The organism is Novosphingobium sp. GV079, from assembly GCF_003058045.1.
Taxonomy (GTDB): Bacteria; Pseudomonadota; Alphaproteobacteria; order Sphingomonadales; family Sphingomonadaceae; genus Novosphingobium; species Novosphingobium capsulatum.
Map to the genome: position 1 here is coordinate 33390 of NZ_QBUE01000021.1, position 21287 is coordinate 54676.

Consider the following 21287-nt stretch of genomic DNA (forward strand, 5'->3'; position numbering starts at 1 on the left):
AGAGCCTATTAACTCCAATAATAAGAGTCACGGAATTTTGGAAAGGCGCCGACGATGCGATCCAAGAGTTTTGACGGCATGGCCTGCTCGATTGCCGAAGTCATGGCAGCGGTGGGAGACCGCTGGGGCCTGCTGATCATGCGCGATGTGCTGATGGGGCTGACCCGCTATGACGATCTACGCCGCTCGACCGGGGCAACCAACGCGACCTTGTCGGACCGGCTCAAAAGCCTGGAAGAAGCCGGGCTGATCGAGAAGAGGCTCTACCAGGCGCGCCCGCCCCGCCATGACTATGTGCCCACGCTGCGTGGGCAGGATCTGGCCTTGCTGCTCCAGGCGATGGTGCAGATCGGGGATACGTGGCGCCGCCGTGCCGGGCAGGACGCGCCGCTGCGGATCGAGCAGGCCACGTCAGGGCGGCCCGTGCAACTGGTGCTTGCCGATGCCGAAACCGGGATGCCGACCGGCGCAACGCCGTTGCGCGTGGCGCCGGGACCCGGTGCTGACGAGGCCATGCAATGGCGTCTGGCCATGGGGGCCGAGACGCGGGCCATGCGGGTGGCTCCGGAAGGCCAGGCCGGCGGTGATTTGCTGTGAGGGGGCTCCCAATCTGAACCGCGGTCGCTACCCTAGAGTAGAGCAGTTTATGCCGTTGCCCGCGTGTACCGCTCCCGCTTGGCCTGCGTGGCGCGGCGTGCCTGGGCAAGGGCTTGCTCCTCGGTGGCAAATAGCAGGCCGTCGAGCACGGCGGCGAGGTGGGCACGCATGGCGGCGCGGGCCGCGTTGGCATCGCGGCTGCGCAAGGCATCGAGCACCGCGCAATGCTCTTCCACCACGGGCTTTACATTGGCGGTGCGTGCCTTGCTGTGCAGCAGGGCGGCTTCGGGCGAGGTCTGGCGCAAGTCCCACAGTTGCTCGATCGCATTGTAGATGGCCGAGTTGCGGGTCGCGCGGGCGATGGCCAGGTGGAATTCGCGATCGGCGCGTTCCGTTCCGGCGGGATCGTTGTTTTCCTGCGCAATATCATCGACCAGGCGCGCAACCTCGGTCAGCTCTTCATCGGTGATCTGGGTGGCGGCGAGCGCGGCCGCTTCGCCTTCGAACAACAGGCGCGCCTCGGTCAGCTCGAACGCCGAGACATCGAAACCCGGGCGATCGCCCTCGTTGGGCAGGCGCAGGACATAGGCCCCCGAACCCAGCCTGACTTCCACGAAGCCCTGCACTTCCAGCGCGATCATTGCCTCGCGCACGGTGGGCCGGCTTACGTCGAAGCGCAGCGCCAGTTCGCGCTCTGCCGGAAGCCGGGTGCCTACCGGAAAGCGCCCCGCGGCCAGTTCCTCGACCAGCGATCGGGCCACGTCCTGGTACAGTCGCTCGCTGGTTTTGCCGTTCGTCATGACGCCTCTTTTTGGTAATGCCAATTTTCAAAACTTGACAGACCGAAATCGGTCGATCAATCGGTCTTACCACAATTGAATCGCTTTGTGAGGCCCAACGAACATGAAGATCACCGGTGCGCGCGTCATCGTCACCTGCCCGGGGCGCAACTTCGTGACGCTCAGGATCGAAACCGACCAGGGCGTCTATGGCATCGGTGATGGCACGCTCAACGGGCGCGAGCTTTCGGTGGTGGCCTATCTGGAAGAGCACGTCATTCCCTGCCTGATCGGCATGGACCCGCGCCGCATCGAAGATATCTGGCAGTATCTTTACCGTGGCGCCTATTGGCGGCGCGGCCCGGTGGCGATGCGCGCGATTGCGGCGGTCGACATGGCGCTGTGGGATATCAAGGGCAAGATGGCCGGCATGCCGGTTTACCAATTGCTCGGCGGGCGCAGCCGCGATGGGATCATGGTTTATGGTCATGCCAATGGCAGCGACATTGCCGAAACGGTCGAGGCGGTCGGCCACTATATCGACCTGGGCTACAAGGCGATCCGCGCCCAGACCGGGGTTCCCGGCATCAAGGATGCCTATGGCGTGGGCCGGGGCAAGCTCTATTACGAGCCGGCCGATGCCGCGCTGCCCTCGGTGACCGGGTGGGATACGCGCAAGGCGCTGAACTATGTGCCCAAGCTGTTCGAGGAACTGCGCAAGACCTACGGCTTTGACCACCACCTGCTGCACGATGGCCACCACCGCTACACACCGCAGGAGGCGGCCAACCTTGGCAAGATGCTCGAGCCCTATCAGCTGTTCTGGCTGGAGGATTGCACGCCTGCGGAAAACCAGGAGGCGTTCAAGCTGGTGCGCCAGCATACGGTGACGCCGCTTGCCGTGGGTGAAATCTTCAACACGATCTGGGACGCGAAGGACCTGATCCAGAACCAGTTGATCGATTACATCCGCGCGACCGTGGTCGGCGCCGGCGGCCTTACCCACCTGCGCCGCATTGCCGATCTTGCCAGCCTCTACCAGGTACGCACCGGCTGCCATGGCGCCACCGACCTGTCGCCGGTGACGATGGGCTGCGCGCTGCACTTCGATACCTGGGTGCCCAACTTCGGCATCCAGGAATACATGCGACACACGCCCGAGACCGACGCGGTCTTCCCGCATGACTACCACTTCGAACACGGCGAATTGTTCTGCGGCGAAACCCCGGGGCACGGCGTCGATATCGATGAAAAGCTGGCGGCCAAGTATCCCTACAAGCCCGCCTATCTTCCGGTCGCCCGCCTCGAAGACGGCACGATGTGGAACTGGTGACGGCCTGAAGCACCGCCGATAACAACGAACGAGAGGGTCTACCGTGAAGGCAAACTGGCTTGCAGGACTGGCAATTGGCGCGTTGCTTGCGGTGACGGCGCAGGCCAGGGACGGGGGTGCTGTGGCCGCGGCAAAGCAGGCTGGCGCTGAGGCGCGCACCGCCGTTGTCCTTGCCGATGGTTGGCGCTTTATCCAGGGTGACCCGGCCGGCGCGGCGCAACCGGCGTTTGACGATGCCGCGTGGCAGCCCGTGCGGGTGCCGCATACCTGGAACCGGATCGGCTATTACGAGCCCCGGGTCGGGGTGGGGCCCAACACGGCGGGCACGGTCGCCAAGTATCAGGGCGTGGGCTGGTATCGCCTTCGTTTTCCCTCGCCCGCACGGGCCAGCGGCGAGAAGGTGTGGCTGGAGTTCGATGCCGCAAGCCGCATTGCCGAAGTCTGGGTGAACGGCGTCAGGCTCGGCTCCCACGCCGGTGGGTTCAGCCGTTTTCGCTTTGATGCCACGTCGGCCCTGCGCCCGGGCGCCAGCAATATCGTTGCCGTACGCGTGGACAACAGCGCTCCGGTCGCCGGCAGTGCCACGGCCGACGTTTTGCCCTTGAGCGGCGATTTCTTCGTGCGCGGCGGGCTCTATCGGCCGGTGCGCCTGATCGTTACCAATCCGCTGCATATCGACCTGCTCGACCACGGCGGGCCGGGTGTTTATGCCACGACGACCAGCATTTCCGCCGGCGCGGCGCAGGTCCGTGTCCGTACCCGCCTGGCCAACGACACCGGGCGCGTGGCCAACGGCGCCGTGGTGGCGCGCCTGGTCGATGCCCAGGGGCGCGTTGCGGCCCAGGCCCGCGCGGTCTTTCGCCTGCCGATGGCCCAGGTATCGGAACAGCAGCAGGACCTGGCGGTGGCCAGGCCGCATCTGTGGCAGGGCACCGCCGATCCCTACCTCTATCGGTTGATCGTCGACGTCGTCGATGGACGCGGCCGCGTGGTCGACACGGTCGCGCAACCTTTCGGGATCCGCCAGGTCAGCATCGATCCGCAACGCGGTTTCCTGCTCAACGGCAAGGTGCTGGCCCTGCACGGCGTGGGGTTGCACCAGGATACCGAAACGTCTGACTGGGCGATGACCGAGGCGGATATCGCTAGGACGTTCGCCACCATCCGCGACATGGGGGCCAACACCATACGGCTTACCCATTACCAGCACGGCGAGACGATCCATACGCTGGCGGACCGCTATGGCCTGGTGCTGTGGGACGAGATTCCGCTGGTCACGCAATGGACCCAGGGCGAGGCGATCAATCCCACCACGGCACTGGTGGGCAATGCGCAGCAGCAGCTTGCCGAATTGATCCGCCAGAATTTCAATCATCCCGCAGTGGCGTTCTGGGGCGTGGCCAACGAGGTTGATTTCGGGCCCAATCGTCCCGATTTCCTGGGCAAGCCACCCGCAGCGATTGCCGATCCCAAGGCGCTGGTCCGTCTGCTCGACCAGCAGGCACGGCAGGACGATCCTTCGCGACCGACGGTCATGGCGGCGTGCTGCCAGGGTGATCCGGCTGCCCCCGATATCGTCGGTTTGACGCAAGCCACGGCGGTAAACCGGTATTACGGCTGGTATTATGGCAAGCCCGCAGGGATCGGCCCCTATCTTGATGGCCTTCGCGCCAAGTATCCCCATCAGCCGCTCGCCCTTTCCGAATATGGCGCCGGCGGCGCGCTGACCTACCAGACCGATGACCCCGCCGGTGGCCCGGCCGACATAGCCGGGCCGCGCCAACCGGAAGGGTATCAGGCCTGGGTCCACGAGCAGACCTGGCCCTTGCTGCGCGATCGGCCATGGCTGTTTGGGACGTGGCTGTGGAACGCGTTCGATTTCGGCTCGACCGTCCGGCGCGAGGGGGACTCGGTCGACGTCAACACCAAGGGCCTGGTCACCTACGATGGCACGATCCGCAAGGACGCGTTCTATTATTATCGGGCCAACTGGTCTGTCGCGCCCACCGTGCATATCACCGGGCGTCGCTACACCCAGCGCGCCTACCCGGTCACCGACGTGCGGGTCTATAGCAATGCACCGCGCACCGAACTGGCGCTTAACGGGCGCAGCCTGGGGGGCAAGACCGATTGCCCGAACCGGGTCTGTGTCTGGTCAGGCGTGGCGCTCGCCGCGGGCGCCAATGTTCTGACGGCGACAGGGCAATTCGCGACGGGCGCGGTGGCGGATCGGATCGAATGGCAACTGGCCAGCGCCCAGGCCGGTGCATTCCGGATCGACGCCGGCGCCCTGGTCGCGGCGCATGCGCCCGATGCCGTGTTCGGATCGGATGCGTTCTTCAGCGGCGGAACGGCGCGGTCGGTGGATGTCTTCGCCCGTGGCCGCGCGCCCGTCCGCCCCGAGATTGCCGGCACGCGCAACCGCGATCTGGCCGCAACGTTCCGCGCCGGAGCGTTCAGCTATCGCATTCCCACCGGCCCCGGCGCGTTCACCGTGTCGCTGACCTTTGTCGAGCCTGCCGAACAACCGGGCAGCCGCATCTTTGACGTCGCGGCCAATGGCGAAACCGTGCTCAAGGGTTTTGACATTGCCGGCGCCGCAGGTGGGCCGCTGGGCGAAGTGACGCGCTCGTTTCCGGTCACGGCGACAGACGGCGTGGTGACGATCGATTTCGTGCCGGTGAAGGGCGAGGCGGTCGTCTCTGCCATCACTGTCCTGCCGCGTCGCTGAACCATGGTGGCACCTGCCTTCGATGTGGTCTGCGTGGGTGAAGCCATGGTCGAACTTGCCGACGCAGGGGCCGGGCGTGGCTTTGGCCAGGGCGGCGACGCGCTCAATACCGCGTTGCATGTGGCACGCAGCGGATGGCGCACCGGCTTCCTGACGGCGCTGGGCAATGATCCCTTCAGCCAGGATCTGCGCACGGGATGGGTGGCCGAAGGGCTCGATGTCTCGCTGGTGCTGGCCCATCCCACCCGCGCCGTGGGCCTCTACGCCATCCGCACCGATGGCGATGGCGAGCGTTCGTTCCACTACTGGCGCGATGCCAGCGCTGCGCGCGACATGTTTGCCCTGCCGGGCATGGCAGCGGCCGTTGCCCTGGCCGAAGCGGCCCGCGTCCTGGTGTTTTCGCTAATTTCGCTTGCCATCCTGCCGGTCGAGGGGCGCCGCGCCTTGCTCGACCTGGCAGCAAGAGTCAGGGCGCGGGGCGGCCTTGTCGCGTTTGACGGCAACTATCGCCCGCGGCTGTGGCCCAGTGCCGGCGAAGCGGCGTCCTGGCGCGATGCCGCGATCGCGCGGGCCGATATCGGCTTTCCCACACTGCAGGACGAGGACGATATCTCGCCCACCACCCTGGAGGCGTGCGCCAGCCACTGGCAGCGTCTGGGGTGCCAGGAGGTGATCGTCAAGCTGGGCGCGCGGGGGTGCCGGCTGCCCGATGGCACGATCCTGCCGCCGCCCCAGGTGGTGCGGCCAGTGGACACCAGCGGGGCGGGCGACGCCTTCAACGCCGGTTACCTGGCGGCAAGGCTGCAAGGCCTGGCGCCGCGCGACTGCGGCCTGGCCGGCCATCGCCTGGCCGCCGCCGTGGTTCAGCAGGCCGGCGCCATTCCGCAGCTGGACCGGGCGGCCTACGCGCCGCTGGCCCCGGCAACCCGCGCCTGAACCAGGGATATCGACACATGGCAAAAGGTCAGTTGCGCTGGTGGATGATCGGCTTGGTCACGCTGGGCACGATCATGAACTATCTTGCCCGCTCGACGCTGTCGGTGGCGGCGCCGACGCTGAAAGACAGCTTCGGCATGACGACCGAGCAATACAGCTGGGTGGTCCTGGCGTTCCAGGCAAGCTATACTGTGATGCAGACCGTGGCCGGCACCGTGCTTGATGTGCTTGGCACACGGCTGGGGTTCTTCATTTTCGCGCTTGGCTGGGCGCTGGCCAATATGGGGCACGCTTTCGCCACTGGCTGGCCCAGCCTGGCCGTGTTTCGCGCAGCCCTCGGCGCCACCGAAGCGGCGGCCATTCCCGCCGGTGCCAAGGTGGTTTCAGAGTGGTTTCCGGCGCAAAAGCGCCCGCTTGCCACCAGCTGCTTTCAAATGGGCACGAGCGTTGGCAGCATGGTTGCGCCGGCCTTGGTGGCGTTCTGCATCCTGTGGTGGGGTTGGCAGTCTGCCTTCCTGGTTACCGGGGCGCTCAGCCTGGCGTGGGCGCTGTTGTGGTGGTTCACCTATCGGTCGCCACGCCCCGAGGAGCGGCCGTTGCATGATCCCGGCGCGGACGTTGCCACCGAGATGGTGTCATCGCGGTTCGATATCCTCAAATCCCGATCGTTCTGGGCGATTGCCCTGCCGCGCTTTCTGGCCGAACCGGCGTGGCAGACGTTCAACTTCTTCATCCCGCTCTACCTCGTCTCGGTATGGAAGCTGGATCTCAAGGCGATTGCGCTGTGGGCCTGGCTGCCCTTCCTGGCTGCCGATTTCGGATCGCTGGGCGCGGGCATCCTGCCGGGCTACCTCATGCGGCGTGGTGCCGGCGTGGTGGCCTCGCGCAAGGTGACCATGGCCGTGGGCGCGCTGTGCATGATCGGCCCGGCCTGCATCGGCCTTGCCGGTTCGCCGGGGCTGGCCATTGCGCTGTTCTGCGTCGGTGGTTTCGCCCACCAGATGCTCAACGGCGCGCTGATCACGCTGTGCGCCGATCTGTTCAATTCCCGCACCGTCGGCACGGTAAGCGGCATGGCGGGATCGATCGCGTGGATCGGCGGCATGCTGTTCACGCTCGCCATTGGCAAAAGCGCCGACGTCTTTGGCTACAACCCGCTGTTCGTCGCGCTGTCGCTCATGGACATGATCGGCGCGGCGCTGCTGTGGGTGCTGCTCACCACCAAGCCAACGGTTTCAGCGGCATAGAGGCGCGCGGCTTATTTGGGCAACGTTGGTACGATCGCGCCCGTGCCGGCGTCGCCTATTCCGCCTAAAGCGCGGTGACGATATCCACGTTGTGCCGCTGCACCAGGCGGGTGCGCTCATCATCCGCGATCGTGTCGGTCACGAACAGGTCGATATCCGATAGCGAGCCGATCCGCGCAGGGGCCTGGCGCTCGAACTTGGTTGCGTCGGCCACCAGCATGACCTTGCGCGCCTGGGCGATGATCGTCTGGCTGACGGTCACCTCGTTGATATCGAAATCCAGCAGATCGCCATCGGCATCGAGCGCGCTGGTGCCGATCACCGCGTAATCGACCTTGAAGCCCTTGATGAAATCCACCGTCAGGCTGCCGATCACCGCGCGATCGTTGGCGCGCAGGCGGCCGCCGGCCACGATCACCTCGATCCGGCTGTTCTGGGCCAGGATATCGGCAACGTTGAGGTTGTTGGTCACCACCAGAAGATGCTCGTGATCGAGCAGGTTGCGCGCCACCGCCTCTGTCGTGGTGCCGATGTTGAGGAACAGCGAGGAATTGTTGGGCAAAAGCTCCGCCGCCTTTTGCCCGATCGCGTCCTTGGCATGGGCGGCAATCGCCCGGCGGGTGGAATAGCCGATATTGTCGAGCCGGGATTCAAGCATTGCCCCGCCGCGCACGCGGGTGAGCAGGCGCCGGCTGGCGAGCAGATCGAGATCCTTGCGCACGGTCTGCTGGGTCACGCCCAGCACCTGGGCGAGTTCCTCCACCCCGGCAAAGCGCGCGCCCTGCAGGTATTCGACAAGGCTGCGGTGCCTGATCGCGGCAAGATCGGCCAAAACTGCTCCTCCAGGCCAGCGCGCCGCACCGTGCGGCCCGCTCGGGCGTGATCCTACCCTTGGCGCGCTTGCCACCATTGGGCAAGCCAGGCATCGATCCGGGGCAGGGCGTCGGGCGACAGGCGCAGCAGCAGTTTGCTGCGCCGGGCGACGACATCCTCGGCCGTCATCGCCCATTCGTGCTGTGCCAGATAGGCCAGCTCGGCGGCATGGAGCCCGCCGCCGAAGTCCTCGCCCAGGTCAGCCAGGGTCTGCGCCGAGGCAAAGATCTGCCGTGCCCGCGTGCCATAGGCCCGCGCCCAGCGGGTGAGCAGGGCGCGCGGCAGCGCGGGGCGTTCCTGGCAGAAGCGATCGACCAGATCGGCAAAGCCATCGGCCGGAAAATCGCCGCCGGGCAGGGTCGCGCCCGCCGTCCAGGCATCGCGCGCCTGGGGAAAGGCGGGGGCCAGCTTTTCCAGGGCATGCTCGGCCAGCTTGCGATAGGTGGTGATCTTGCCGCCGAACACGCTGAGCAGCGGCGCCTGGCCATCGCGGTGATCGAGATCGAGCACATAGTCACGCGTGACGGCCGAGGCATTGCTGGCCTTGTCGTCATAAAGCGGGCGGATGCCGGAATAGGTCCAGACGATATCGTCGGCGTTCGTCGGGCGGGTGAAGTGGCGGTGCACCACGTCGAGCAGATAGTCGCGTTCGGCCGTGCTGATCGTGGCGCGGCCCGGCGCCTGGTCCCACACTTCGTCGGTCGTGCCGATCAGCGTGAAATCCTGCTCATAGGGAATTGCGAAGACCACGCGCCGGTCGCTGTTCTGGAGCAGGAAGGCGTGATCACCGTCATAGAGCCTGGGCACCACGATATGGCTGCCCTGGATCAGGCGCATGGCGCGATCCTGCGGGGCGCCGGCGATGCGGCCCAGCACTTCGGCCACCCATGGCCCCGCCGCGTTGACCAGCCCGCGCGCCTGCACGCGGTGTTCCTGCCCATCGGCATCCCGGATCGTCGCCAGCCAGTGACTGCCGTCGCGATGGGCGGCCAGCAGGCGGGTGCGGGTCAGCACGGTGGCGCCGCGGGCGCTGGCATCCATGGCGTTGAGCACCACCAGCCGGCTGTCTTCCACCCAGCAGTCGGAATAGACGAAGGCGCGGCCCTTGACCGCATCGGTCAGCCCGTTGCCGAGATGATCGCGCGCCAGATCGGCCGAGCGGGTTGCCGGCAGGCGCTTGCGGCCGCCCAGGTGATCATAGAGCCACAGCCCCAGCCGCACCATCCAGGCCGGGCGCACCGCGCCGCGCTGGGGCAGCACGAACGACAGCGGCCAGATGATGTGCGGCGCCATGGCCCACAGCCGCTCGCGCTCCATCAACGCTTCGCGCACCAGGCGGAACTCGCCATATTCGAGATAGCGCAGCCCGCCATGCACCAGCTTGGTGCTGGCCGAAGAGGTGTGCGCCGCCAGGTCGTCCTGCTCCACCAGCAGCACCGAAAGGCCGCGCCCGGCGGCGTCACGCGCAATGCCGGCGCCGTTGATGCCGCCGCCAACGATCAGCAGGTCATAGGTCGAAAGGGACGGGTCGTGCGTCATTGTTGTGCCTTTGTCGCCTGCGTTGCGCAGGCCTTCGAGCGTCTGCGTTTACTGCACTACGCATTCGGAAGCGAGAGGTTTCGCGTAACTTCGCGCTATTTCGCAAGCAAATCGCGCCATTTCGCGCTGCGGTGGCTGCGCCTAAGGATCGGGTGTGGCTAGTTGGTATTTATATAAATAACTGCAAAACATGAAATAATATAGAGTTTCACGGGGCGCTCCACAGTGCGTGATAAAGCAGGATTCTCGCGCTGCCCTGCTGCAAGCGCGAAAGCGAACTTTCCCATTGACGTGCCCGCCAAAGCCGGTACCACCCTGGATCGGTAACGACGGGCAAAGCCAACAACCGCCCGGTCACCCCCGCACAGAGGATAGCCATGAGCCCGCGCAAACGCTTGATCGGAGAATTGTTGTCCGAATTCATCGCGGTGATGATCATCATCACGCTGGGCGATTCGGCGGCGGCGATGATCACGCTCTATGATCCCAGCCCCTATGCCACGGCCTATTGGGGGGTGTGCATCGCCTGGGGCCTGGCGGTCACGCTGGCGATCTATGTTACCGGTGCGGTTTCCGGCACCCATGCCAACCCGGCGGTGACGCTAGCCCTGGTGCTGTTTCGCGGGTTCGAGGCGCGCAAGGCGCCGCTTTATATCGTGGCGCAGATCGCGGGCGGGTTCGTCGGGGCGGCGCTGGTCTATCAACTGTTCCAGCCGGTGATCGATCACTACAACACCCTGCACGGGGTGACGCGCATGGACGGTGGCGCCGCTGGCGTGTTCTTCACCCATCCCGGCCAGTTCATCACCCCGATGCATGCCTTCTGGGACGAGGTGATCCTCACCGCGATCCTGCTGCTGGGCATCTTTGCCATCACCGACCAGGCCAATACCCAGGCGCCCATGGCCAATTCCGGCGCGCTGGCGATCGGTTTGCTGGTGGCCTGCATCGGCGCCTGTGGTGGCTTTCTCGAAGCCTGGCCGCTCAACCCGGCGCGTGACTTTGGTCCGCGCCTGTTCTGCTTCTTTGCCGGATGGGGCCCGGCGGCCTTCCCGTCGCCCGACAACTATTGGTGGATCCCCATCGCGGCGCCGATCCTGGGCGGGATCGTGGGCGCTGGCCTCTACCAGGCCGCGATCCGCCCGTTCCTGCCGGCTTCGGCCTGACCCATTCCTTGCGCCGGGCTGCGGCGCCACACAGGACAAGACCCATGACCCAACCCCGCCACATCCTTGCGATCGATCAGGGCACCACGTCCACCCGCTGCATCGTGTTCGATGCGCAGGCGCGGGCCTGCGCCACCAGCCAGCGCGAATTTGCCCAGCACTATCCCCAGGCCGGCTGGGTGGAGCACGATCCCGAAGACATCTGGCGCGATACGCTGGAAACCGCGCGCGAGGCGATCGCCCAAAGCGGGCTGGGCGCCGCCGCGATTGCCGGCATCGGCATTACCAACCAGCGCGAAACCGTGGTCATCTGGAACCGCGAAACCGGCCGGCCGATCCACAACGCGATTGTCTGGCAGGACCGCCGCACCGCCGCCGCGTGCCAGGCGCTCAAGGACCAGGGCGTGGAAGACATGGTGCGTAGCCGCACCGGCCTGCTGCTCGATCCCTATTTCTCGGGCACCAAAGTGGCGTGGCTGCTCGACAACGTGCCCGGCGCGCGCGCCGATGCCGAGGCGGGCCGCCTGGCCATGGGCACGATAGACTGCTTCCTGCTGTGGCGGCTGACCGGCGGCGCGGTGCACGCCACCGACATCACCAACGCCTCGCGCACGCTGCTGTTCGATATCCATCGCCAGCAGTGGGACGAGGAACTGTGCCAGTTGCTGCGCGTGCCGATGGCGATCCTGCCGCAGGTGACCGACAATAGCGGCATCTTTGGCCATACCGCGCCCGATCTGTTCGATGCGCAGATCCCGATTGCGGGCCTGGTGGGTGACCAGCAGGCGGCGCTATTTGGCCAGGCCTGTTTCGAGCGGGGCATGGCCAAGTCCACCTATGGCACCGGCTGCTTCATGCTGCTCAACACGGGCGAGACGGCGCCGGTTTCGCGCAACCGCCTGCTCACCACGCCGGCCTATCGCCTCAACGGCAAGACCACTTATGCGCTGGAAGGCTCGATCTTTGTGGCGGGCGCTGCGATCAAGTGGCTGCGCGACGGGCTGGGCATCATCACCCACGCGCGTGAAACCAACGACATGGCCACGCAGGTGCCCGATAGCCACGGGGTCTATATGGTGCCGGCCTTCGTCGGCCTGGGCGCGCCGCACTGGGACCCGGACGCGCGCGGCGCGATCTATGGCCTGACGCTTGGCGCCACGCCCGCGCATCTGGCGCGCGCCGCGCTGGAGGCGGTGGCCTATCAATCGTGGGATCTGCTCGAGGCGATGGCGCGCGATAGCGGCGCCGCGCCGGCGGCGATGCGCGTGGATGGCGGCATGACGGCCAACGACTGGCTGTGCCAGTTCCTGGCCGACATGCTGCAGGTGCCGGTGGAGCGTCCGGAAAACCTCGAAACGACCGCGCTGGGTGCTGCGTTCCACGCTGGCCTCGCCACCGGCGTGTGGAGCGGGCTGGACGATCTGTCGCGCACCTGGCGTGGTCGCGATGTGCAGCAACCGGCCATGCCGGCGGAGCGCCGCGCGCCGCTGATCGCCGGCTGGCGCGACGCCCTGCGCCGCACCTTGACGCATCCTGCGCCGGACGCTGCATGAGGATGGCCTAATTCGGCATCAACCATGCGTTGTGCCGTGTTTCGCCAATTGTGAGGAATGTTTGCCTGCGCTAGCCTGCCCACCGGCCGCTTTCCGGCCCGTGGGGGAACCATGCGAGGCAAGCTTATCCTGCTGGCATCGGCGCTGCTGGCGTCGACCACTCTTGTCGTACCGGCCGCGCAGGCCGCCGCCGATCCGCTGCTGCTGCAACAACCGACGCTCTCGGCCACGCAGATCGCGTTTGTCTATGGCGGCGAAATCTGGGTGGTGCCGCGCAGCGGTGGCCGGGCGACGCGGCTGGTCACCGGGCAAGGCGCCTTGTCGGGTCCGGTGTTCTCTCCCGATGGCAGCCAGATCGCGTTCACCGGCCGCTATGATGGCAATACCGATGTCTATGTTGTGCCCGCGCAAGGCGGCGAGCCGCGCCGGTTGACCTGGCATCCTGGTGCCGACGTGGCGCTGGGCTGGTCGGCCGATGGCAAGCAGGTGCTGTTCCGCTCGCCGCGCATGGCCGTGCGCGATGCGCACCAGATGTACCTGGTGCCGGCCAGTGGCGGCGCGCCCGCGCCGGTGCCCTTGCCCTCGGGCGAGGAAGGCGCGTTTTCGCCCGATGGCACGCGCATCGCCTATTCCCCGATCGAGCAGTGGCAGCCGGCGTGGAAGCAGTATCGCGGCGGGCAGACCGCGCGCATCTGGGTGGCGCGCCTGGCGGATTCGGCCGTCACGCCGATCCCGCGCCCCAACAGCAACGATCGCAACCCGCTGTGGATCGGGGACAAGGTTTATTTCCTGTCCGACCGCGATGGCCCGGTCACGCTCTACAGCTATGATCCGGCCAGCGGCGCGGTCGCGCGGCTGATCGACAATTCCGCCGGGTTCGACATGGCCGCGATCGGCGCTGGCCCCGGCGGGGTGGTGATCGATCATTTCGGCAAGCTGGAAATCTATGACATCGCCAGCGGCACGGTCAGTCCGGTGCCGGTCACCATCGATGCCGATCTGCCGCAGCGCCGCGCCCATTTCGAAGAGATCAAGGCCGACAGCGTCAGCCATGCGCTGTTGAGCGAAACCGGCAAGCGCGTGATCATGGAAGTGCGCGGCGAGGTGCTCTCTGCCCCGGCCGAAAAGGGCGACGTGCGCAACATTACGCGTTCGCCCGGCGTGGCCGATCGCGATCCCGCGCCATCGCCCGATGGCACCAAGATTGCGTGGTTTTCCGATGAATCCGGCGAATATGCGCTGCACATCGGCGCGGCTGATGGCCTGGGCACGGTGCGCAAGATCGCGCTGGGGACGCCGCCCTCGTTCTTCTACAACCCGCGCTGGTCGCCCGACAGCAAGAAGATCGTGTTCGAGGACAAGCGGCTGAACCTGTGGCTGATCGACCTTGCCGCCGGCGCGGCCGCAGCGCCGGTCAAGATCGATACCAACCTGTTCGATGCGCCCGGCAGCAACTTTGACGCGGCGTGGTCGGCCGACAGCCAGTGGATCGTCTATACCCGCCAGCTGCCCAGCCATTTCCATGCCGCCTGGGTGCATTCGCTGGCCACCGGCAAGAACACCCAGGTGACCGACGGGTTGAGCGACGTGATCTCGCCCCGGTTCGATCATGGCGGCAAGTACCTCTACTTCGCCGCGACCACCGCCACGGGTCCGGCGGCCGGCTGGCTCGACATGTCGAGCATGGGGCGCGCGATCGATGGCGCGGCCTATGTCATGGTGCTGCGCAAGGACAGCGCATCGCCGATCGCGCCGGAAAGCGACGAGGAAAGCGCCGCCGATACCCTGCCGGGCCGTGACAAGCCGGGCAAGGCCAAGACCAAGAAGACCGACGCTGGCGCCAGTGACGACAAGCCGGCCGATGCCAAGGACGAGGACAAGGATGGCGGCAAGGACGGTGGCAGGGACGGGAAGGGGGGCAAGCCAACCCCGCCCGCCCCGGTGCGGATCGATTTCGAGGGACTCGATCAGCGCATCCTGGCGCTGCCGATCCCGCGCGCCAATATTGTGGAACTGCAGGCCGGCAAGGATGGCGTGGTCTATACCCTGACCATCCCGCCCGCCGCGACCGATGCCGATTACCTGGAAGGCGACGAGGCCGGCCCGCCGCGCACGCTGTTCCGTTTCGACCTCAAGGAGCGCAAGAACAAGGAACTGGCGCAGGGTGTTGTTGCCAATACCTTCTCCCTTTCGGCAGACGGCAGCAAGATGCTGCTGCAGCGTGGCGGCACCTGGCTGGTGGCCGATGCCGACAAGGAAGTGAAGGACGGCGAAAGCGCCAAGCCGATCAAGTTCGACGACGTGCGCGTGTGGGTCGATCCCCAGGCGGAATGGAAGCAGATCTATCACGAGGTCTGGCGGATCGAGCGCGACTTCCTCTACGATCCCAACCACCACGGCCTCGATCTGGCGCGGGCCGAGGCGCTCTATGCCCGCTTCCTGCCCGGCCTTGCCGCGCGGCAGGATCTCAACGTGCTGCTGGAGGAAATGACCGGGCACATCTCGGTTGGCCACACTTTCATCAACGGCGGTGATCTGCCCGAACAGCAAACCGCGCGCGGCGGCCTGCTCGGCGCCGATTACGAGGCGGTCGATGGGCGCTGGCGCATTGCCCGCGTGCTGCCGGGCGAGAACTGGAACCCCAAGCTGGTCGCCCCGCTCAGCCAGCCGGGCGTGGACGTCCACGCCGGGGAGTTCATCCTGGCGGTCAACGGTCGCCCGGTCGATACCCAGACCGAGATCGATCGCGCGCTGGATGGCACAGCCGGCAAGCAGACCGTGCTGACCGTGGCGAGCACGGCGGCGGGCGCGGGATCGCGCCAGGTTACCGTGGTGCCGATCGGCAATGAAGGCGCGTTGCGCCTGCGCAGCTGGATGGAAGGCAACCGCCGCACGGTCGATCGCCTCTCGGGCGGCAAGCTGGCCTATGTCTATGTGCCCGATACGGCCGCTGGCGGCTTTGCCAACTTCAACCGCTATTATTATGCCCAGGTCGGCAAGCAGGGCGCGGTGATCGACGAGCGCTTCAACCATGGCGGCCAGATCGCCGACTATATCGTCGATCAGTTGAAGCGCACCCCGCAGATGATCAACCACACCCGCGAAGGGGCTGACCAGATCGAGCCGGCCGCGGCGATCTTTGGCCCCAAGGTGATGATTATCAACGAAATGTCAGGCTCGGGCGGCGATGCCTTGCCCTGGCTGTTCCACAAGGAAGGCGTCGGCCCATTGGTGGGCAAGCGCACCTGGGGCGGGCTGGTCGGCATCGGTGGCTATCCCCAGCTGATCGACGGGGGCAGTGTCACCGCGCCGCGCTGGGCGATCTATGGCACCACCGGCCGGTGGGAAGTGGAAGGGATCGGCATTCCGCCCGATATCGAGGTGGAGCAGGACCCGGCGCTGATCCGGCAGGGTCATGATCCGCAGCTGGAACGCGCCGTGGCCGAGGCGATGGCCTTGCTCAAGGCCAATCCGCCGCAGCAGTTCCCCAAGCCGGCGCCGATCGTCAAGCATCCGGTGCTGCCGCAGTAAGCGGGGGGCAATGTTAGCAAGGCAAGAGGGGGGCGGGCCTGGCTCGCCCCCCTTTTTTGCGCCGGTTCAGGCTGCTTTGCGGGCGAGGATGCGACCCGCCAGCGCATCGCCCGAAAGCCAAGCGCCCTGCACGGTCGGTTCGGTCAGCCAATCGCCGCAGGCGCCCAGGCGCAGCATATCGTCCCACAGCGCGGTGCTGCCCGCGCCCACCGGCCGGGCAAAGCGCCAGCGATGGGCGCGCGCCACCAGCGGTTCGGGCAGGGCAATCCCGGCCAGATCGGCAAAGGTAGCAGCGATCTGGCCGATAACCTCTTCCGGCGTTTGTTCGAGATTCTGGCGCGACCAATCCGCGCTGGCCTGGATCACCCAGCAATCGGGTGCGCCCTGGGCCGGGCCAGACCGACCCGGCTTGGCCGAATTGCGCGCCACCCAGGCGAGCGGGCCATCGCCACGCCACACTGTCCAGTCCAGCGGCAAGGGTTCGGCCCAGGCCATCATCGCCGTCCAGCAGGCCTGGGATGCGCTGCCGGCGGCGGCGCGGGCCATGGGAAAGGCATGGAGCGAGAGCAGCGGCGCGGCCTGTTCGGCCGGCGTGGCCACGACCACCGCATCGAACGGGCCGCGCCGTTCGCCTTCGAGCACCAGCCACCAGTGCCGGCCATCATGGACCAGGCCCTTGACCAGGCATTCGAATGTCACGTCGTGGCGCTGTGCCAGATCGGCGACCAGGGCATTCATCCCCGGCACGCCGACATAGGCATCGGGGCCTGCATCAGGCCAGTGCGCGGCCACGCCGCGCTCTGCCCATTCGGCCACCTGCCGGGCAAAGCCGGGCGTGGTGGCGGCGCAGAACTGCGCGCCATGATCGAACCGCGCCTGGCCCAGCGGCGTATCGATCCGCCGGGTGGACATGCGCCCGCCCGGCCCGCGCCCTTTGTCAAACGCGCTGACCACGTGGCCGGCCCCCACCAGCCGGTCAGCGCAGGTCAGGCCAGCAAGCCCCGCCCCGATGATCCCGAAATGCAATGTCCCCTCCCGTCCGCGTCAGCCGCGGCCCATCAGCGACATCACCTCGCGGCGCGAGCTGGCGTCTTGCAGGAAGCAGCCGAGCATGCGGCTGGTGACCATGCCCACGCCCGGCGTGCACACGCCGCGCCCGGTCATGCAACCATGCTGCGCCTCGATCACCACGGCCACGCCCTGGGGCTGCAAATGGTCCCAGATGCACTGCGCCACTTCGGCGGTCAGGCGCTCCTGCACCTGAAGGCGGCGGGCATAGCCGTGGAGCACGCGGGCCAGCTTGGAAATGCCGACCACGCGGTTGTTGGGCAGGTAGGCGATCGAGGCCTTGCCGGTGATCGGCGCCATGTGGTGTTCGCAGTGCGACTGGAACGGGATGTCGCGCAGCAGCACGATCTCGTCATAGCCGCCCACTTCCTCGAACGTGCGGGTCAGGTGCACGCTGGGATCTTCGCGATAGCCCTGGCAATATTCCAGCCAGGCGCGGCCAACGCGCGCCGGCGTATCGATCAGGCCTTCGCGGCTGGGATCTTCGCCGGCAAAGCGCAGCAGCGTGCGGATCGCTTCCTGCACCTCTTCGGGCACGGCCGGCTTGGCCGCCGGGGCGTGATGGTGTGCGCTGCTGTCGTGGCCAGCGTGGTTGTGGCTGGCGTCATCGCAACCGTCGTGGCTGTCTTGCGCGGAGGCGAAATCGAGAGTCATCAGGTTCATGGCGGAATTCTCCGGCCCGGGGAGGCTGCGCGCAGATGCGCATCAGAGCAAGACCGGGCATGCACTTCGGACTTGCAGTTGGCAGCGGGCCGCTACAACATGGCCGAAAGGACACTGGAGCGAAGCGCGCGCCGTGCCACATGAGGAAACATGCTGATATCCGAGATGATAACGGCAAGCCCGGTCGCTGCGGTCATCAGCAACCCCCGCTTGCCTGATAACCCGATCGTGGAATGCAATGCCGCGTTCGAAGCACTGACCGGCTATGAGCGGGACGAGATCATCGGTCGCAACTGCCGCTTTCTGCGCGGGCCAGGCACCGAGCCTGACCTGACGGCAGAGCTGCGCGCCGGCATCCGCGAAGGCCGGCCGGTCTTGGTCGAGATCATCAACTACAAGAAGGACGGCACGCCGTTCCGCAATGCCGTGATGGTCGCGCCGATCTTTGACGCCCAGGGGGAACTGGAATATTTCCTTGGTTCTCAAGTGGATGTCAGCAAGGCTGCCGATCTTGAGGCCGGCAATACGGCTGGCGCTGCCCGCGCCCAGGCGGCGCGCGATGCCGTGGCGCTGCTCTCGCCGCGCCAGCGCGAAATCTTGGTGCACATGGCTGCCGGCAAGCTCAACAAGCAGATCGCCTACGAACTCGGCCTGTCGGAACGCACGGTGAAGATGCACCGCTCGTCCGTGATCCGCACCCTGGGTGTGCGTACCAGTGCCGATGCCATCCGCGTGGCGGTAGAAGCCGGGCTCTGATCCTGATTGCTGGTGTTGACGAGAGGCTCGCCCTTAAGGGCAAGCCTCTCGTTCAGCTTTACATCAGCCGCCAGGTGATCGGCACGGTCAGCGTGGTCGGCCCGCCGGGAGGGGCCGGCAGGTTGCCGGCGCGGCGCGGCAGGGCCAGCGCCTCGCGATCGAGCGTGGCCGAGCCAGAGCCGCCGACCAATTCGGTTTTGTCGATCGCGCCCACCGCGCTGATATAGACCTTGACCTTGGCGGTGCCTTCCTCGCCGCGCATCTGCGCCGTCGGCGGATAGGTCTGCTTGGAGGCGATGATGCGGGTGACCTGGCGATACCAGTCAGCGCTTTGCGCATGGGCGGCGCCGGCCAGGCCGGCAGCGAAACAGGCAACGGCAAGGGCCGCGGCGCGCACACGGGAATGATGCATCGGGGGTGTCCTTCGTTGTCGAACAGGGGTGACGAAACAAGGGGCGTTGCAGCCGCAAGGATTCGCCTCGCCTCTGCAACGCTGCCGTTATCCCCGGCGCGGGGTTAGCATCGCCATGCGCCGCCCCTGCGGACAATTACGCAGGCTGCGCTTCAGAACTCGCTCCAGTCATCCACCGCCAGATTGCCTGCGGCCGCCGCCCGGCCGGGAGCCGGACGCGCGGGCGGGGCGGCCGGTTCTTCCGATGGCAGCGTCGCGAGAGCGAGTGAGGCCGGGCGCACGACAACTGGCGCTGGTTCGGCCGGCTGCATAGGCATCACGCGCGGCGCGGCCACAGGCGTGGCATCGCCACCTGCCAGGCGAAAGCGGCCCAGCTGTTCCATCAGGCTGTCGGTCTCGCTCGACAGGGTGCGCGTGCTGGCGGTGCTTTCTTCCACCATCGCCGCGTTGCGCTGCGTGAACGAATCCATGTCTGACACCATGCGCGAGATTTCGCCGATGCCGTCGGCCTGCCTTTCGGCCGCTTCGGCAATTTCCTCGACCAGGCCCGAAACCGCGTTCACTTCGCCCACGATCTGGCGCAGCGCTTCGCCACTGCCTTCGACCAGGGCCACGCCGCCGGCGATCTGCTGTGAACTCGTGGTGATCAGGGTCTTGATATCTTTGGCCGCGTCGGCGCTGCGCTGGGCCAGGGCACGCACTTCCGATGCCACCACGGCAAAGCCCTTGCCGGCATCCCCGGCGCGCGCGGCCTCTACCCCGGCGTTGAGCGCGAGCAGGTTGGTCTGGAACGCGATGCCGTCGATCACGGCAATGATCTCGGCCATCTGGCGCGAGCTGTCCTCGATCGATCGCATCGCGCCTACTGCATCGTGGGCAATGGTTTCCACCTGGCCCGCGGTATCGCGCGCCACGCGCAGGCGGCCGCTGGTCTGCCGCGCGTTGTCGGCGGTGATCTTTACCGTGCCGGTAAATTCGTTGAGCGTGCGCGCGGTCTGCGCCAGGGCATTGGCCTGCTGTTCCGATCGGGCCGAGAGGTCTGATGAGGCGGCGGCGATTTCGTCGATGCCCAGCTTGATCGTGCGGCAGCCGGCGACGATGCGGCCCAGTACCTGGCTCATTTCACCCAGCGCGGCGTTGTAATCCATGTGCAGCTTGCCCATCGCGCCATGGCCGTTTTCCGCCACGCGGTGGGTCAGGTCTCCCTGCGCCAGGGCAGCAAGGCCGCCGCCGATCGCGCCAATGGTGACGTTGGCTTCTTCGGCGCGGGCCTGCTCTTCGCGCGCGCGCTGCACGTCGCGGGCGAACAGCGCCTTGAACCCGTCGAGCGCGCGGGCAAGCTGGCCCAGTTCGTCAGCGCGGGCCAGGCCCGGCACGTCGATCGTGATATCGCCGGCGGCCAGGCGATCCACCGCCGCGCTCATCCTTTTGACCGGCCGCGCCACCGTGGCCATCAGCACCACCAGCATGAACACCGCCACGACCAGCGCGGCGACGGCGGCCCCCACCATGAAGCGCTGGGCCGAGGTGTAGATCGTTGCGCTCTGTTCCGAAATCGCCCCGGCGCCCTTGGCGTTGAGATCGATCAGCTGCAGCACGAGGTCTTCCAGCGCGTAATAGTGATCAAGCGATTCGGCATTAAGCGCGGCATGGGCGGCGGCAGGATCGCTTTGCGCCACGGGGATCAGGCGATCGGTATCGGCGGTGAAATCGCGCCAGCCTTTCTCGAACTGGTCGAGCAGCGCCTTTTGCTGCGGCGTGGCGATCTCGCTGCGGTAATCGGCAATGGTCTTGTCGATCACCACTTGCGCGTTGCGCGCCAGCTTGGCCGAGCGCGGCCCGGGGGTATAGACCACCTCGGCCTGCTTGATGCGGTATTGTGAGAGATAGCTGTGCAGATCACCCAGCGATTGCGAGGCCGGCAGCCAGCGCTCGCGCATTTCGGTGGCGATCGCGTTCACCTCGCCGATGCGGTTGACGCCCACGACGCTGATCGCGGCCATCACCGCCAGCAGCACGGCAAAGGCTGACATCAGCTTGGCAGAGATATTGAAACGAAGCATGGCGGCTGGCTCCGGCGGTTTGCGGCAATCGCCGGAAAAC

The 21287-nt window shown here is 66.6% G+C and carries 16 protein-coding genes; 9 read left to right on the top strand and 7 right to left on the bottom strand.

What is annotated here, in order from left to right; genetic code table 11:
- Window positions 1-54 precede the first annotated feature (54 nt).
- Complete coding sequence (locus C8K14_RS19970; protein ID WP_107718663.1) at window positions 55-597, top strand: helix-turn-helix domain-containing protein; 543 nt, start codon at window positions 55-57, stop codon at window positions 595-597.
- Between the two features lie 47 nt (window positions 598-644).
- Here the strand turns inward: C8K14_RS19970 and C8K14_RS19975 are convergent, their stop codons facing one another.
- On the bottom strand, window positions 645-1397 hold the full coding sequence (locus C8K14_RS19975) for a FadR/GntR family transcriptional regulator (RefSeq protein WP_054132034.1): 753 nt from the start codon (window positions 1395-1397) through the stop codon (window positions 645-647).
- 103 nt (window positions 1398-1500) lie between these two features.
- Here C8K14_RS19975 and manD point away from each other — a divergent pair, with 103 nt between their 5' ends.
- The 4 genes from manD to C8K14_RS19995 all read left to right on the top strand — a co-directional run bounded on the left by manD (window position 1501) and on the right by C8K14_RS19995 (window position 7623).
- Entirely contained in the window at window positions 1501-2709 is a 1209-nt protein-coding gene (manD, locus tag C8K14_RS19980; protein WP_107718666.1) for a mannonate dehydratase, read from the top strand.
- Between the two features lie 121 nt (window positions 2710-2830).
- Window positions 2831-5440 (top strand): glycoside hydrolase family 2 TIM barrel-domain containing protein, encoded by a 2610-nt coding sequence (locus C8K14_RS19985; protein ID WP_233251159.1) that lies wholly within the window; start codon window positions 2831-2833, stop codon window positions 5438-5440.
- Between the two features lie 3 nt (window positions 5441-5443).
- On the top strand, window positions 5444-6376 hold the full coding sequence (locus C8K14_RS19990) for a sugar kinase (RefSeq protein WP_107718668.1): 933 nt from the start codon (window positions 5444-5446) through the stop codon (window positions 6374-6376).
- 17 nt (window positions 6377-6393) lie between these two features.
- Window positions 6394-7623, top strand: a complete 1230-nt coding sequence (locus C8K14_RS19995; RefSeq protein WP_054132036.1) for an MFS transporter — start codon at window positions 6394-6396, stop codon at window positions 7621-7623.
- A gap of 64 nt (window positions 7624-7687) precedes the next feature.
- On the opposite strand, the gene C8K14_RS20000 is transcribed toward C8K14_RS19995, so the two are convergent.
- A complete protein-coding gene (locus C8K14_RS20000) occupies window positions 7688-8455 on the bottom strand; it encodes a DeoR/GlpR family DNA-binding transcription regulator (protein ID WP_233251160.1) in 768 nt (255 codons plus the stop codon).
- Between the two features lie 53 nt (window positions 8456-8508).
- Complete coding sequence (gene glpD / locus C8K14_RS20005; protein ID WP_107718672.1) at window positions 8509-10035, bottom strand: glycerol-3-phosphate dehydrogenase; 1527 nt, start codon at window positions 10033-10035, stop codon at window positions 8509-8511.
- A 377-nt stretch (window positions 10036-10412) separates the two neighbouring features.
- On the opposite strand from glpD, the gene C8K14_RS20010 reads away from it, so the two are divergent.
- From C8K14_RS20010 to C8K14_RS20020, 3 genes are all read left to right on the top strand, one after another.
- Window positions 10413-11201, top strand: coding sequence for an MIP/aquaporin family protein (locus C8K14_RS20010; RefSeq protein ID WP_022678049.1), 789 nt, complete (start codon window positions 10413-10415; stop codon window positions 11199-11201).
- 44 nt (window positions 11202-11245) lie between these two features.
- The gene (gene glpK, locus C8K14_RS20015; RefSeq protein ID WP_107718674.1) at window positions 11246-12754 is read left to right on the top strand and encodes a glycerol kinase GlpK; all 1509 of its coding nucleotides are present in this window, start codon (window positions 11246-11248) and stop codon (window positions 12752-12754) included.
- A gap of 111 nt (window positions 12755-12865) precedes the next feature.
- Window positions 12866-16285: a S41 family peptidase gene (locus C8K14_RS20020; RefSeq protein ID WP_199223785.1), complete on the top strand. Its 3420-nt coding sequence runs from the start codon at window positions 12866-12868 to the stop codon at window positions 16283-16285.
- A gap of 66 nt (window positions 16286-16351) precedes the next feature.
- Here the strand turns inward: C8K14_RS20020 and C8K14_RS20025 are convergent, their stop codons facing one another.
- Complete coding sequence (locus tag C8K14_RS20025) at window positions 16352-17311, bottom strand: NAD(P)/FAD-dependent oxidoreductase (RefSeq protein WP_107718678.1); 960 nt, start codon at window positions 17309-17311, stop codon at window positions 16352-16354.
- Window positions 17312-17329: 18 nt separating this feature from the next.
- A complete protein-coding gene (folE, locus tag C8K14_RS20030) occupies window positions 17330-18016 on the bottom strand; it encodes a GTP cyclohydrolase I FolE (protein ID WP_233251161.1) in 687 nt (228 codons plus the stop codon).
- A gap of 150 nt (window positions 18017-18166) precedes the next feature.
- On the opposite strand from folE, the gene C8K14_RS20035 reads away from it, so the two are divergent.
- Window positions 18167-18772, top strand: a complete 606-nt coding sequence (locus tag C8K14_RS20035; RefSeq protein ID WP_022677006.1) for a PAS domain-containing protein — start codon at window positions 18167-18169, stop codon at window positions 18770-18772.
- A gap of 58 nt (window positions 18773-18830) precedes the next feature.
- Here the strand turns inward: C8K14_RS20035 and C8K14_RS20040 are convergent, their stop codons facing one another.
- Together C8K14_RS20040 and C8K14_RS20045 are read right to left on the bottom strand one after the other, a co-directional pair.
- On the bottom strand, window positions 18831-19184 hold the full coding sequence (locus tag C8K14_RS20040; protein WP_107718680.1) for an energy transducer TonB: 354 nt from the start codon (window positions 19182-19184) through the stop codon (window positions 18831-18833).
- 152 nt (window positions 19185-19336) lie between these two features.
- Window positions 19337-21247 carry a methyl-accepting chemotaxis protein gene (locus C8K14_RS20045; RefSeq protein ID WP_107718682.1) on the bottom strand — a complete coding sequence of 637 codons (1911 nt, stop codon included), beginning with the start codon at window positions 21245-21247 and terminating at the stop codon, window positions 19337-19339.
- Between the last annotated feature and the right edge of the window lie 40 nt (window positions 21248-21287).